This window comes from Halapricum desulfuricans (assembly GCF_017094525.1).
In the GTDB taxonomy this organism is placed as follows: domain Archaea; phylum Halobacteriota; class Halobacteria; order Halobacteriales; family Haloarculaceae; genus Halapricum; species Halapricum desulfuricans.
Window position 1 is genome coordinate 177,337 of sequence record NZ_CP064788.1, and the last position, 12,860, is coordinate 190,196.

14 protein-coding genes are annotated in these 12,860 nt (G+C 62.2%); 10 read left to right on the plus strand and 4 right to left on the minus strand.

Features of this window, described 5'->3' with window-relative positions; translation table 11 throughout:
- Positions 1–22: 22 nt before the first annotated feature.
- Positions 23–1,003: an NAD-dependent epimerase/dehydratase family protein gene (locus HSR122_RS00890; RefSeq protein ID WP_229110776.1), complete on the plus strand. Its 981-nt coding sequence runs from the start codon at positions 23–25 to the stop codon at positions 1,001–1,003.
- Positions 1,004–1,063: 60 nt separating this feature from the next.
- Positions 1,064–2,122 (plus strand): NAD(P)-dependent glycerol-1-phosphate dehydrogenase, encoded by a 1,059-nt coding sequence (locus HSR122_RS00895; protein ID WP_229110778.1) that lies wholly within the window; start codon positions 1,064–1,066, stop codon positions 2,120–2,122.
- Between the two features lie 96 nt (positions 2,123–2,218).
- Here the strand turns inward: HSR122_RS00895 and HSR122_RS00900 are convergent, their stop codons facing one another.
- From HSR122_RS00900 to HSR122_RS00915, 4 genes are all read right to left on the minus strand, one after another.
- The gene (locus HSR122_RS00900; RefSeq protein WP_229110779.1) at positions 2,219–3,073 is read right to left on the minus strand and encodes a GAF domain-containing sensor histidine kinase; all 855 of its coding nucleotides are present in this window, start codon (positions 3,071–3,073) and stop codon (positions 2,219–2,221) included.
- 429 nt (positions 3,074–3,502) lie between these two features.
- Positions 3,503–3,856, minus strand: a complete 354-nt coding sequence (locus tag HSR122_RS00905; RefSeq protein ID WP_229110781.1) for a hypothetical protein — start codon at positions 3,854–3,856, stop codon at positions 3,503–3,505.
- A 129-nt stretch (positions 3,857–3,985) separates the two neighbouring features.
- A complete protein-coding gene (locus HSR122_RS00910; RefSeq protein WP_229110782.1) occupies positions 3,986–4,462 on the minus strand; it encodes an FKBP-type peptidyl-prolyl cis-trans isomerase in 477 nt (158 codons plus the stop codon).
- 141 nt (positions 4,463–4,603) lie between these two features.
- Positions 4,604–5,575 (minus strand): DUF2800 domain-containing protein, encoded by a 972-nt coding sequence (locus HSR122_RS00915; protein WP_229110783.1) that lies wholly within the window; start codon positions 5,573–5,575, stop codon positions 4,604–4,606.
- Positions 5,576–5,783: 208 nt separating this feature from the next.
- On the opposite strand from HSR122_RS00915, the gene HSR122_RS00920 reads away from it, so the two are divergent.
- From HSR122_RS00920 to HSR122_RS00955, 8 genes are all read left to right on the plus strand, one after another.
- The gene (locus HSR122_RS00920) at positions 5,784–6,584 is read left to right on the plus strand and encodes an SWIM zinc finger family protein (protein ID WP_229110784.1); all 801 of its coding nucleotides are present in this window, start codon (positions 5,784–5,786) and stop codon (positions 6,582–6,584) included.
- Between the two features lie 118 nt (positions 6,585–6,702).
- The gene (locus tag HSR122_RS00925) at positions 6,703–6,861 is read left to right on the plus strand and encodes a DUF2080 family transposase-associated protein (RefSeq protein ID WP_229110785.1); all 159 of its coding nucleotides are present in this window, start codon (positions 6,703–6,705) and stop codon (positions 6,859–6,861) included.
- Positions 6,858–8,639 carry an RNA-guided endonuclease InsQ/TnpB family protein gene (locus HSR122_RS00930; RefSeq protein ID WP_229110788.1) on the plus strand — a complete coding sequence of 594 codons (1,782 nt, stop codon included), beginning with the start codon at positions 6,858–6,860 and terminating at the stop codon, positions 8,637–8,639. The genes HSR122_RS00925 and HSR122_RS00930 overlap by 4 nt, the downstream gene beginning before the upstream one ends.
- Positions 8,640–8,679: 40 nt before the next feature.
- Positions 8,680–9,711, plus strand: coding sequence for a hypothetical protein (locus HSR122_RS00935; protein WP_229110789.1), 1,032 nt, complete (start codon positions 8,680–8,682; stop codon positions 9,709–9,711).
- 33 nt (positions 9,712–9,744) lie between these two features.
- Positions 9,745–10,965 carry a hypothetical protein gene (locus tag HSR122_RS00940; protein WP_229110791.1) on the plus strand — a complete coding sequence of 407 codons (1,221 nt, stop codon included), beginning with the start codon at positions 9,745–9,747 and terminating at the stop codon, positions 10,963–10,965.
- A gap of 58 nt (positions 10,966–11,023) precedes the next feature.
- Positions 11,024–11,656 carry a hypothetical protein gene (locus HSR122_RS00945; protein ID WP_229110792.1) on the plus strand — a complete coding sequence of 211 codons (633 nt, stop codon included), beginning with the start codon at positions 11,024–11,026 and terminating at the stop codon, positions 11,654–11,656.
- 6 nt (positions 11,657–11,662) lie between these two features.
- The gene (locus tag HSR122_RS00950; RefSeq protein WP_229110793.1) at positions 11,663–12,433 is read left to right on the plus strand and encodes a hypothetical protein; all 771 of its coding nucleotides are present in this window, start codon (positions 11,663–11,665) and stop codon (positions 12,431–12,433) included.
- On the plus strand, positions 12,430–12,798 hold the full coding sequence (locus HSR122_RS00955; RefSeq protein ID WP_229110795.1) for a calcium-binding protein: 369 nt from the start codon (positions 12,430–12,432) through the stop codon (positions 12,796–12,798). Before HSR122_RS00950 ends, HSR122_RS00955 begins: the two co-directional genes overlap by 4 nt.
- The last annotated feature ends 62 nt before the right edge of the window (positions 12,799–12,860 follow it).

Consider the following 12,860-nt stretch of genomic DNA (forward strand, 5'->3'; position numbering starts at 1 on the left):
CCCGTCGCTCGCACGTAGGGCCATGCCGACAGTACTGTGTATCGGTGGGACGCGCTTTATCGGCCGGGCGACAGTATCGGAGTTTCTCGAACACGGATACGACGTGACGCTCTGTAATCGCGGCCGTCACCCGAACCCGTTCGCCGATAATCCCCATGTCGAGCACGTCACCTGTGACCGCCGCGAGGACGACCAACTGCAGGCGGTCGCCGAACAGGTCGATCCCGACATCGTCGTCGATCTGGTCGCCTACCACCCCCGCGACGTCCGGGTCGCGACGGACGTTTTCGCGGACGTCGATGCCTACGTCTTTGTCTCCAGCGGGGCCGCCTACGCGGCCGAGGACGTCCCCAAGCGGGAGGGCGCGACAGCACTGGAGTCGTGTACCGACGCGGAGGCGGTCGACGACACGGCCGCCACCTACGGCAAGCGCAAGGCAGAGGGCGATCGCGCGGTCTTCGAGGCGGCCGCCGACGGCGTGCGAGCGATGAGCGTCCGGCCGACGATCGTCTACGGGCCGCACGACTACACCGAGCGACTGGACTACTGGCTCGCCCGGATCGACGCCCACGACCGGATCGTCGTCCCCGGCGACGGCGGCTCCCTGCACCATCTCGTCTTCGTCGAGGACGTCGCCAGCGCCCTGCGGATCGTCGCCGAGAACGGGACCGCGGGCGAGGCCTACAACGTCGCCGGCCGGCACGCCCCGCCGCTGGGCGAACTGATCGAGCTGGCCGCCGAGGCGCTCGGGGCCGACGTCACGCCAACCCACGCCGGCGCGCGCGAACTCACGCCCGACCTCGAGCCCGACGGGTTCCCGCTCTATCGGTCCCGTCCCCACCTGCTGGCGACCGAGAAACTCGCGTCGCTGGGCTGGCAGTCGACGCCGCACGCGGCGGCGCTGGAGACGACCGTCGAAGAACACCGCCGGAGCGACCGGGACGGCAGCGACCGGGGACCGCACCGCGACGTTGAGCGCGACGTTCTGAGCCGGCTGGACTAGTCATTCCCGACCCAGCGCGGCGACCAAACCGTTATCCCACCGGCGAGCGCATGTTCCCTCATGTTCCAGAAGTCGATCTGGATCCGACTGCCCCGGAACGTCCTCGTCGGCCACGGCGTCCTCGAGGACACCGTCACGGCGGTCGAGGAACTCCACCTCGCCGGGCGGCCGCTGATCGTCACCAGCCCGACGCCCAGAGAGGTCGCCGGCGAGCGCGTCGCCGAACTGTTTGCGGCGGCCGGACGCGACCCCGAGACGATCGTCGTCGAGACGGCGAGTTTCGACGCGGTCGAGCGCGTCATCGACGCCGCTGACGACGCCGACGCGGGCTTTCTGGTCGGCGTCGGCGGCGGCAAGCCGATCGACATCGCGAAGATGGCCGCCGACCACCGCGGGCAGGGGTTCGTCTCGGTCCCGACCGCGGCGAGCCACGACGGCATCGTTTCGGGCCGGGGGTCGGTCCCCGAAAAGGACACCCGCCACAGCGTCGCCGCCGAGCCGCCGCTGGCGGTCGTGGCCGACACAGCGATCATCGCCGACGCCCCCTGGCGGCTCACGACCGCCGGCTGTGCCGATATCATCTCGAATTACACGGCTGTCCGGGACTGGAACCTCGCGCGTCGCCTGCAGAACGTCGAGTACTCCGAGTACGCCGGCGCGCTCTCCCAGATGACCGCCGAGATGCTCGTCGAGAACGCCGACTCGATCAAGCCTGGACTGGAGGAGTCGGCCTGGATCGTCGTCAAGGCGCTGGTCTCCTCGGGGGTCGCCATGTCGATCGCCGGCTCCTCGCGACCCGCCTCTGGGGCCGAACATCTCTTCTCGCATCGACTCGATCGACTCGTCCCGAACGCGGCGCTGCACGGCCATCAGGTCGGCGTCGGATCGATCATCACCGCCTATCTCCAGGACGGCGAACAGGGTATGTGGCGCGAGATCCGCGACGCGCTGGAGCGAATCGGCGCGCCGACCACGGCCGAGGGGCTGGGCATCGACGAATCGACGGTGATCGAGGCGCTGACCAGCGCCCACGAGATCCGCGACCGCTACACGATCCTGGGCAACGGCATGAACGAGGAGGCCGCACGGGAGGCCGCGCGCGTGACCGGCGTGATCTAGGCACGCGCCGGCGTGACTTCTCTGATCGTGACCGGGTCTCGATCGAGAACGGTCGGCCGACCGTCACTGACCGACCGGCCGCTGTCGGTCCCGGCGCTACTGTGACTGTCCCGTCCCGACGAGCTGTCGGTTCATCGGTGGGCGGGGGATCGTCAGCGCGATACGCGTTCCCGACGCCGTGACCGACGTCTGTACCGTTCCGTCGTGTGAGTCGACGATCCACCAGACGATCCACAGCCCGACGCCGGTGCTGTGAGAGAGATGGGTGCCCGATTCGCCTCGCAGGGCCAGTCGCTCGTGCTCCGGAAGTCCCGGCCCGTCGTCGGCGACCTCGATCGTCACGGCTTCGGCCGCTGTCTCGACCGTGACCGTACACGTCGGCGCTTCTCCCCCGTGTTTCGCCGCGTTCTCCAGCAACTCCTGTATCGCGGTCTTCAGCGTCGGAAACGCGAGCAGGTGACACTCCTCCGGGATCCGCGTCGAGATCGTCGCCTCGGGGTACTCCGATTCGACGGCCGTGCGACTCTCCTCGACGACGGCTCGCACGGACTGTTCGACGAGCGTGGAGTCCTCTTCCGCGATCCGGCGCAACTCCCGGGATTTCTCGGTCAGCGCGATGAGCCGCTTGAGCGTCGACTCGAGTTGCAGCGGATCGTGCGGCCGGTCCAGTTCCTCGATGAGACGCTCGACGTGACCGCGAACGACCGTCAGATCGTTCCGGAGGTTGTGTCGCAGGATGCGGGCGAAAATCGAGACGAGACGGTCGTAGCTCTCGAGCGCGAGTTCCCGCTCCTGCAACCGGAGTTCCGACGCCAGCGTCGAGGCGAGCCAGTCGGCAAACGCCACAGCGGCCTCGTCGAACGGATCGTCGCGGGCCCTCTCGTCGACGAAACAGAGCGTCCCGACCGGCCGGTCGCCGAGTCGCAACGGAGTCCCGATGTAGCTTTTCATAGTTGTGCAGCGCGGAACCCCACGACTTCAGTCGTGGGAGGAAGCGCGTCGGATGCGCCGCCGACCACCGCGCTCTGGCCGGCGATGGTTTCGCTATCAGTACACTTAATACGATTGAGTTTATATATTAATCTTCACTCTGGGGCGGCCAAAACGGACGCCTCAGAGGGGCCGCCGTAGGCCGGCCCCGAACAGCGGGACGCCGACGACGCCGCTCCGACCGCCATACTGGCGGCGTGAAGCGTCCGAGTCCACGCTGAATGAAAGCGGTGTGTTGACGCCAGCCCCCTCGCCGGATAAAGCCCGGCGAGAGTACGTGCGACCGAACAGAACAGTTCGGTCGCACAGAACCACGGCGTCGTGCAACCCGCCCATGACGGCTGATAAAGCGAGGGCGGAAACCTCCACGGGGAAAGCCCTTGACTTTAGTCATGGGTAGCTTACCCCGTGTGTTTCGTACGCGGGGTCGTCCGCCCAGCCCTGGTTCGGGGCGTCGTAGAGAGCGACAGTGTCGTCGCGATCGATTGTCCGACGGCAGAACGTCTCCTGCAGGTCTGCCGTCGCTCCGACGGGGAACGCGCCGTCGGACGGGTCGGTACTGGCGATGACCCCCCAGTATCCGAGCTCGGGGACGATCCGGGTGAGATGCGCGTGTTCGACGCCGAGCCCGTCGGCTCCGAGTTCGAGTGCCTCCTCGGTTTTGGCCTGGAAGTCCGCCTGCGAGTCCAGTATATCCGCGACGCCGATGAGGGCGTCTTCCAGCTCTCCCTCGCTTGTACCCATATCACGCGATAACGTGAGCGTACAAAAAACCCTGCTCCCTACACAGATATACTGGTTTTAATACTAAATTGTATAAAAATAGGGGATGGGGCATCCGCCCGGTAGACTGCGCGGCGCGCCGGGAGGCCGCTAGTCTCGAACTTCGAGGACTTCGACCTCAAAGGTAAGCGTCTCGCCCGCGAGCTGGTGGTTGAAATCGACCTCGACGCCGTCCTCGGTGACGGCAGTGACGTCGCCGTGCAGGCCGTTCTGGGCGTGGACGTGCAAGCCGACCGCCGGCTGCTGGCCGACCATCCCCTCGAAGGTCTCCGGGTCGTACTCCCTGACGCGGTCCGATTCGTGCTCCCCATAGGCCTTCTCGGGCGGGACGGTTATCGTCGCCGTCTCTCCCTCGGCCATTCCGACCAGTGCCTCGTCCAACCCCTCGATGATCTCGCCTTCACCGACGGTGAATGCCAGCGAGGCGTACTCCTCGGGTTCGATATCGCCGGGTTCGGCCAGTCCGGCCTCGATAGCGACCTCGCGCCGGGAGGTGTCGAAGATCGTTCCGTCATCGAGGCGACCGACGTAGTCGATGGTCACCCCATCGCCGGGTTCGATTGACATGCCTATGGGTGGGTCACTCCCACGTATAAATCCTGTCGCTCGTCCCCGAGCGCGGACGCCGACTGCCGTCCTGGCCATAGTGGTTGCTGTACGTCTGTTCCGGGCAGAACTTCCAGTCTTGTACAGACCATCGTATCCGGATTACCCCTGCATCTGTGTTCCCGTACTGAAACTGGTGAGGTCGTCGATGCGTTCCTCGAGGGCTTCGATCTCCTGTCGTAGCTCGTCGGACTCCGTGTCGCTACTGGCCGCAAGCCGGTCTTTCAATCCCTGGAGTCGCGACTCTTTGACATCCTCGTCTACGTCTGCCTTCCGGACGTATTCGCTTTCATCAACCTCATAGATATCCGTTTCCGAGAGTTCAGTCACTTCCAGTGCCTCGTTCACCTTCTTCGAATCGACGCTCGTGACGCGCTCACGGTCGATCCCTGCGTCTTCCAGTGTGGCTAGTACCTCCTCTTCGTCTTTCAGCGATCGATTGCGGCGCGACGTTCGCTGGACCGAGCCGTACTGGCCGTGGACTGGTTGGTCGTGGTGGAGACGGTCGAGTAACACGTCGGCGATGTCCTGCCGGAAGTCGTTCGCGTTCCGCTGGACGTCCGAACAGAGCGTGTAGAGGTTCACCAGCGCATCCGTCTCCAGCGCCGTGAGATCGGAGACGTCCTGACGTTCCAGCGCGTCGATGAGGAGGAGCGCATCGGAGTACACGTCGAGTCCATCAGGCTCGACACGGTCGCTCTCGGCAGACGCCGATTCGTCACTCAGGAGTTGCGTATCGGTCGTCTCCTCTTTTTCGATGATAACGCCCTCTTGTTCGTCGACCTCGAATCGAGGATGCAGGCTCAGTACTGCCGGGTACGGGTCGGCATCGGGCGGGAGCCGATCGAGATCGAACTCGTCGTCCGAGTCCTGAATACGTCGGTAGAGGGTCTCGAACTGATCGCGCTGGAGCGGGCGACGCTCTCCAGTATCGCCGAACGTGACGACGACGCGGTGTTCCTGAACGTCCGTAACCCGGAACCTGTCGTGAGAGAGCGGTGTGATGAGTTCGGCACCGTCGTCCAACTCGTCAAGTTCCTCGAGCAGGGTGTGCCAACTGACGCTAAACGGCATAGCAGGAGGTACGACTGCTCGACTGAAAACGTTCAGGACCATCGGACGGCTGTCTGGCATGTATTCAGTCGCCCCACTGCGGCAGAGCGAACGAACCGCTTGACAAGCGCCTCGCGGCGACGCTCACGATGGCGCTGGCCGATCCGAACCGGCAAACCACCGATTCGGCACCGAAATCGAATTCTACGACCGCGTCGAAAGACGAGTCATGAACGTCGATAGGGAAACGGTCAAGAACAGAAGCACCGATGCGGTGTTCGAACGTGGAGTCAACTACCGTGACGAGGGACGCATTCAGCAACTCGACCGATTTGGCGAACTCGTTACGGCCACCGTCAGCGGTTCGAAGTTGTACGACGTGACCGTCGAATTCGGCGGGCGGAGTATCGACACGCGGTGTACCTGTCCATACGACGGGGGCGGGGACTGCAAGCACGTCGTCGCGGTACTACTGGACATCGCTGCCAGTCCGCCACAAGACGAGAGCGAGCGTGTCGAGACAGTCATCGACGACGTATCGACTGACGACCTGCGTGGGTTCGTCCGTGACGCCCTCGCCGAACACCCGGAGTTGCGCGAGCAGTTTCTCGCACGCTTTGGCGACGACCACAGCTCGGTCGAGGAGTACCGTGAAGAGATCGCACAACTGTTCGAGCAACACGCGGACCCAGGCGTGTACGACGCGATTGACTTCTCCCGATTTTTCGAGATTGCTGAACAGTACCGTGACCGCGAGCGGTATCTGGCCGCTGCGACTGTCTACCGAGCGGTGTTCGAGGAGATTGACGAGAAGTATAACTGGATCGACGGCGCGCACGACCACTACGCGATGACCATCCAGACCGCACTCGACGGCTACGCCGACTGCGTCCTCGCGACCGACCCGACTCCCGAGCAGTTCGACACGTACGCTGGCGTGCTGAAGAAGCGGGCGACGACGGAGCCGCGGATCAACGACGAGCAGTTCTGGCGGGCACTCGACGATCTCGAGGAGCGGTACAATGATTGATGTGCGGCGGTGATGTAGTGAGGGTTGCGTTACTGTTACGAGATTCAGTAGTATTCGGTAGTATACGGCAGTCTTTCGTAGCGGAACGCTTAACTATATGTATAGCATATAGAATGGTATGGGCGACAGGTACGAGATTGAAGGCGAAGAAATCGTTGAACGGCAAGTCAAACCATTTGGGAGTGGCGGCGCGCACGTCACAGCCCCGAAAGACTGGATCGGTGCAACGGTTAAACTCGTCCGCACTGACGAACCTGCCACCGAAGACGACGAATGACCCAGCTCACCGAACAATTCCACGTCCCCGACGAGTATCACGAGGCGTGTGACCGCCTCACCACGCTCGTCGAAAAACACACTCGGCGACTGCTCGCTGATGAATACTGGAGCGACGACCATCTTGACGCCATCAGTGACCAGACGGCCCAGTCCTACACCTACATTCGAGACGACGACCACGACGCCTTCGAGAGCGTCGACGAATACGTCTACAGTCGATTCAAGCGGTGTGTCTACCACCGCGTCACGCACATTCTCGATGCCCACACCGACGAGTTCCACGCCTTCCAGTTCGTGACCGAAACTGTTGCCAAGCGCAAAATCCGACGCATCGGGTGGCAGAGACTCCGCACACGACTGTACGACGAGGAGTCGCCATACATCGAATGGCGCGTCTTGGAGTCCGTTGTCGACCAACTCAACACCTACTATGACACACATGGACGGTTCCCCGAGGCGTACACGGAACTCGTCGAGACGCCCGATCCCAACGGCACACTCCCGTATGCACCGGACACAGGCGACTACCACATCCACGAACTATCGATTGAAGACGGCGACCTTTGCTTCGTAGTGAACGCGCCGGACTCACTCTCGCCGGACAGCTACCACGACTGGACAGACCACGAAATCCGCTTCCCGACCCACGCACGGTTCAGCGAGATGCTCGACACGGGAGACGTGAAAGCCCCCACACTCCATGCCTCCGAGTATGGGTACACACTTGACGTGCCCGTTGCTGTACCCGACCAGGACACTGAGACAGTCAGTGACCGCGTGTTGTCGGTTGACCTCGGCGTGAAAAAACAGGCCACGGCGGTCGTCTTCGATAACGGCGACGACAGGACACACGAGCAGATTTCACCACCGCAGTTTCTTGACCATCCGGCCAAAGACAAACTGTTCCGTCTCAAGGCTGACGCCGAGGGCATCAACGACCGACTGGCAGCACTCCGTCGACAGGGCACTGCCCACACGGAACGGTTCACCCACTTGCTCAGTGAGTACCGCCAGACACGGCGGAAAGAGCGGCGGTTGCGTGAGCAAATCCAGCACGACGTAGCGAACCAGTTGGTGTGGCTGGCGATAGAGTACGGCTGTGAAACCATCGTGTTCGAGTCACTCGGGCAAATCGACGCACCAGAGACGAGCGGTTCAGTTGCGTGGTCGATCTCCTCGTGGGCTCGCGGCGAACTCCTCGATCGCGTCGGATACAAAGCCGAGTTGGTGGGGATCGACTTCGAGACGGTGAACCCGTGGGGAACGAGCCGACACTGTCCGCGATGTGGCGAACGTGGGCAGACGGTGAAAGCACCAGACAACCACACTGAGTGCCGTCACGGCGGGCACTTTCACTGTCCTGAGTGTGGGTACGAGTGCGACCGCGACGTAGTTGGGGCGGTGAACGTCGGTCGGAAGCACCTCGACGGCTCCAAGATGGAGGAGGCGAACCCTGCCGCCTATATGGAGGTGGGGAAGCACGCCAGTTTTCCATCACTGCGAGGTGCCCGTTCTACTGGCGGTGAGCGGAGCGAGGCTTCGCGAGCCTCAGAAACGCTTGCCGTTTCTGGCGTTCAGTCCGCGACCGACCAACAGGATCAGGCGAGCGGTCGTCAGACCCACCTGTCCCAGTACCGTGCTCCGTCACTCACTGTGAAACGGAGCGGGACAGACACGGGTGGACTGCCACACAATCACGGTAGTAACACGGGCGAGCGGACGCCCAGCGGTAGTGTGACACGGCACGTACTCGCCAGTGCTCCCGATTATGGGTGAATGCTACCAAATGCTACTGAAAATCAGAACGGTATAGACGATGCCCCACACCTGCGAGGACTGCGGTGCGGAGTTCGAAACGCTGTCGAGCCTGCGCCTGCACGATGGTCCGGACGACGAACCTACCCGGGACGATGAGTGGTTCGAGGAGCGCAGGGCCGAGATCAGGAAGCAACGACGCGAAACGGCACGGAGAGTCAAACGAAACGCCAGCCACGAACTGACGGACGCCATCGACCAGGCACAGCGGGGCGAGGAAATGGCTGTCTATCAGGCCCTCGCACAGTACGAACGCCATCTCTCCGAAGAGTGGGCAAAGGGCGAGGACGGAGAGTACTGGGGGTTTCACCGCGTGTTCTATGGCCCAGTGGTCGGGAGTCTCGAACCGTTCGTCAAGCGGGAAGGATGGTCGTGGTTGCTGGACGTGCTGGAGGCCTACTGGCCCGACGCCACGTACGACTTCGAGACCTATCCCGAACACGAGGACTTCGGTGGCGCTGAGCGAGGTGATTTCGAGGAGTACCCACACGTCAGCCACGTGCTCGCGACTGTCACTGGCAAGCAACTGGTTCGAACACGCCGTGCCGACGGTGTCAGAGCGGCTCCAGCCGACGCACTCGACTATCTGTTGGAGTTCCACCGCCACCCTGGCGACCAGCACCCCTGGATCGATTCGATGAGCTACGGCTGGGGTATCGGCCATCCGGACCACCCGTTCGAAGACACCATCGAGACACTGGTCGACGGAGAGTACGAAATCTGGGTGAGCACAGCTATCGAACACGCGATGCACGCCGACCAGCACGCTGCGACGGACCTCGTCGAAGCCCTGTTTGCTGCGGGTATCGTCACGGACCCGGCCCAGATTCTCCATCTTCTCGGGCGAATCGACGACGGCTACCCGCCCGATACGAGTGACCACTGGGATTGGGGATCGCTATTGCCCGAATTTCACGCGGATGGCTTCGACTGGGACCCTGTTGTTCGGGACCGACTGCGGGCTGTCGTCGTCGACTGTGGGCTCGCCCGGCAGTTACCCGACGACTGGGAGTTCACCGATATTGTTCTATAAAAGTTTGTGTGTATCGCCGAATATCTCTTCGGTATGAACAATAACCCTGACGAGTACGAGGATGTAGACCTGCCAGAAGGTCTCGATATCGCTCCTGCCGAACTCGAAGCGGTCTCCGAAGAGTTGGCTGTTGTCGACGAGGCGATCGAATCACTCTCTCCCGAACAGACGGCGGCGATCGAGGAAGTTCTGGAAGCGCTGGACGGCGAGGCGGTCGTTCCCGAGCGGGACACGCTCTTCGCAGATCTCGATACGACGCCCGAAGAAGCCCAGGAAGCCCTCGATATCCTCCTCACGGAACTGGAGGAGTCCGACATCGATCTCGGTACTGGACCGGGCGACGACGACAGTCCGTCGGTGCTGGATACTGAACAGGCCGAACGCTTCCTTGAACTGTACGGTCGGCTCCTCGTCTACGTCAACGATCGGTTCGACGTTGTCAGCGGAATCGACACTTACGAGGAGTTCAGCGAGGCGTTTATGGACGAAATCTATCCAATTCGCGAACGGCTATACGAGGAAGATGCCGAGTCGCTCATCGCGGACTTCGTCGCCGAGAACCCTGCGGGGCTGTCCGAGTCCGAGCTGGAAGTGCTCAGAGAATGGCGTGACTACGAGTTCTGTGAGTTCGCCGCCGTCGTCGAACACCGCGACGACGATACCATTTTCGTCGAACCCGAAGCGCCGCAAGCGTTCGCCGTGACCGCGATCCACGACCCGTTCGAGCAGCAGTTCCCGGAGCCAGTGCTGCCAGTGATACTGAACGACCTGGTGTTGCTCCCGTTCGAGGGCGAAATCGTCCACGACGGGTGGCTGCTGTCCGAACCACTCGGTCCGATGATGCTCGACCTCCTCGACATGGACATCGAGACGGCGTACGGGGAAGCCAAACACAGCCACGGAATCGTCGAGTCGCTTCCTCCAGGCGAGGGCTCGGGGACGAGCGACGCCGAGCGCCTCCGCTTCTACACGAAGAACGAGGAGAACCGCGAACGCTTCGCCGACGAGATCGAACAACTCAGAAGCCGGAGCGACGAACTAGAGCGAATCTATCACGAGCAGATGGGGAAGGCACAGGCACGGAGACTCGGGCGCGAATTCCGCGATCTTGACCTGCGGGAAGCCTACGTCGCCATCTACGACGGTCAGGTCGTCGCGACCGCGCCCACCGAGGACGCACTCGCCGAGGCGTTGTCTTCCATTATGCCCGAGGACGCCGTCGACCATCCCTACATTTACCACTACGATCCCTGATCTCGTCGAACGCTCGGCATCGGAAAGTATTGATACTGTCCTGACATACAGTCCCGTAATGGCCGATGTAGACCAGTACAAGACCTATCGGGAAGTCGGGACGCAATTGAACAGCGACATCCTCGAGGCGTACTCTGACCGGGAACTGATCGTAGAAACCGCGTCCGAGTTGGACATCGAATTCGACGGACTGAACCTGGCCTACGAGTTCGAGTCACAGATGGCGGCCCACTTCGAGTTCGCGCTGTACGAATACCGCCGGGACGGGGCCACCGCGGCGGAGCGATACCTCGAAGCGGAGCGCTGGGAGAGCGAAACCGAACGGGAGATTCTCGAAGCCACCGTCGACGCCGAGCCCTCGCTGTTCGAGGTCGAATCCATCAGCGACTCAGGGCCCCGTCTGACCGTAACCGATCTGCTCGACGGTCGCGAAGAACAGACGCTGTTGGACGTCAATCTCAGCCGAACCGCAGAGCCGGGTGTCGTGCTGTTTTTCAGACCCGTTCAGTACGACGAGTTCACGACGACTTCCGGCGTCTCGTTTCCGTTCCCCGGCGAGGAGAAAACCCACCTTCTCGAAGAGCACGACCGTCGAGTAGAGCCAGACGAGTCGAAAGCGGTCTCTCGACAACGGTTCGTCGCGTTCCACGACCTGTATCGCGACTATGGCATCTACATCCAGTACCGGTGATCAACAATGAGTGAGCTAACAGACAGATTCGTCATCGAGATCGGAACCGGAACGGTCGCGCACATCATCGATATGGACGCCGATCAATCGGAGACGGACTCTCGCTTCTCACTCGGGCTCAGTGGTCCCGGCGAGAAGATGTGTAGTCGAGGGAACCGCCATCCAGGAGACAAGCGAGTCCCGTTTGCGGAGTTTGCCTCCCACCACGACATCGACAAAGTAGGATTCGAGGGCGATGCACCTGACGAGATCTGCTCGTACTGCTGGTCGAACACGCGTGAAGCAGTGGAGAACGACCGGGACCCTGACGACCTGTCCGAGCAGATCGGTACTGTCGGGTATCGCCTCCGGTGGAAGCAAAAAGGGCGTGCACGCGAGGAGTGGTACGATATCGTCGTCAGACCGGAGACGACGATGGCGGAACTGGACAGACTCGTGTGTCGGATCACGACGCTCGACGACTTCCACCTCCGGATGTACGGCCTCGAAGACGAGTACCTGGAGTCCAGTCTCAACGTCCTGCCCGACCACCAGTACGAGGAAGCGGGCGACCGGACGTACACGAGAGCGAGCGAGATGACGATCGCGGACGTCGCCGAACGGGCCCGACTCCGAGAGGGCGACAGACTCAGCCTCATCTACGACTTCGGGACGCCCTCGCACTACTACTGCATCGTCAAGGAGGTCTACGAACCAGACAGACTCGACGAGGTGCTCGACGGCGACGTGATCACGTCGACCGACACGGCTGCGATCGTCAGGGAGAAGCGACCATGACACAGGAGACAGAGCAAGAGCGAAACAAGCGAATTCGGAGGGAAGTACTCACCGACGCCTACACCACAAGCGAGCGGGCGATCAGCTGGTGCTATCACCTCGAACGCGAGATGACGTTCCCGTTTCAGGCGCGGTGTATCGAGGGGCGAACGATCTCGCCCCTGCACGAGGGCGAAGAAGTGCCTGTCGTCGGGATGACGGATGAGGTCGTCAGTAGTCGTGAGATGTTCGTCCTCGTGGAGTGGATGGACAGGGAGTTCGGTGTCCCGTTGTCACAACTCGAAGTACTCGACGTGGATCAGGACACTCGAGAGGCAGTCGACGACTGGCACTACTGGAACGGCGAGGGCGGCCGATTGGGCTGAGAGACATTGCGACCAAGCCCTAATGATGAGACAGCGTCACGTTTTCGGGACGTACCACAGTA

Bases quoted from the DNA above. Each gene is read 5' to 3' on its own strand.
- HSR122_RS00890 (WP_229110776.1), top strand. From the start codon at position 23: ATGCCGACAGTACTGTGTATCGGTGGGACGCGCTTTATCGGCCGGGCG.
- HSR122_RS00895 (WP_229110778.1), top strand. From the start codon at position 1,064: ATGTTCCAGAAGTCGATCTGGATCCGACTGCCCCGGAACGTCCTCGTC.
- HSR122_RS00900 (WP_229110779.1), bottom strand. From the start codon at position 3,073: ATGAAAAGCTACATCGGGACTCCGTTGCGACTCGGCGACCGGCCGGTC.
- HSR122_RS00905 (WP_229110781.1), bottom strand. From the start codon at position 3,856: ATGGGTACAAGCGAGGGAGAGCTGGAAGACGCCCTCATCGGCGTCGCG.
- HSR122_RS00910 (WP_229110782.1), bottom strand. From the start codon at position 4,462: ATGTCAATCGAACCCGGCGATGGGGTGACCATCGACTACGTCGGTCGC.
- HSR122_RS00915 (WP_229110783.1), bottom strand. From the start codon at position 5,575: ATGCCGTTTAGCGTCAGTTGGCACACCCTGCTCGAGGAACTTGACGAG.
- HSR122_RS00920 (WP_229110784.1), top strand. From the start codon at position 5,784: ATGAACGTCGATAGGGAAACGGTCAAGAACAGAAGCACCGATGCGGTG.
- HSR122_RS00925 (WP_229110785.1), top strand. From the start codon at position 6,703: ATGGGCGACAGGTACGAGATTGAAGGCGAAGAAATCGTTGAACGGCAA.
- HSR122_RS00930 (WP_229110788.1), top strand. From the start codon at position 6,858: ATGACCCAGCTCACCGAACAATTCCACGTCCCCGACGAGTATCACGAG.
- HSR122_RS00935 (WP_229110789.1), top strand. From the start codon at position 8,680: ATGCCCCACACCTGCGAGGACTGCGGTGCGGAGTTCGAAACGCTGTCG.
- HSR122_RS00940 (WP_229110791.1), top strand. From the start codon at position 9,745: ATGAACAATAACCCTGACGAGTACGAGGATGTAGACCTGCCAGAAGGT.
- HSR122_RS00945 (WP_229110792.1), top strand. From the start codon at position 11,024: ATGGCCGATGTAGACCAGTACAAGACCTATCGGGAAGTCGGGACGCAA.
- HSR122_RS00950 (WP_229110793.1), top strand. From the start codon at position 11,663: ATGAGTGAGCTAACAGACAGATTCGTCATCGAGATCGGAACCGGAACG.
- HSR122_RS00955 (WP_229110795.1), top strand. From the start codon at position 12,430: ATGACACAGGAGACAGAGCAAGAGCGAAACAAGCGAATTCGGAGGGAA.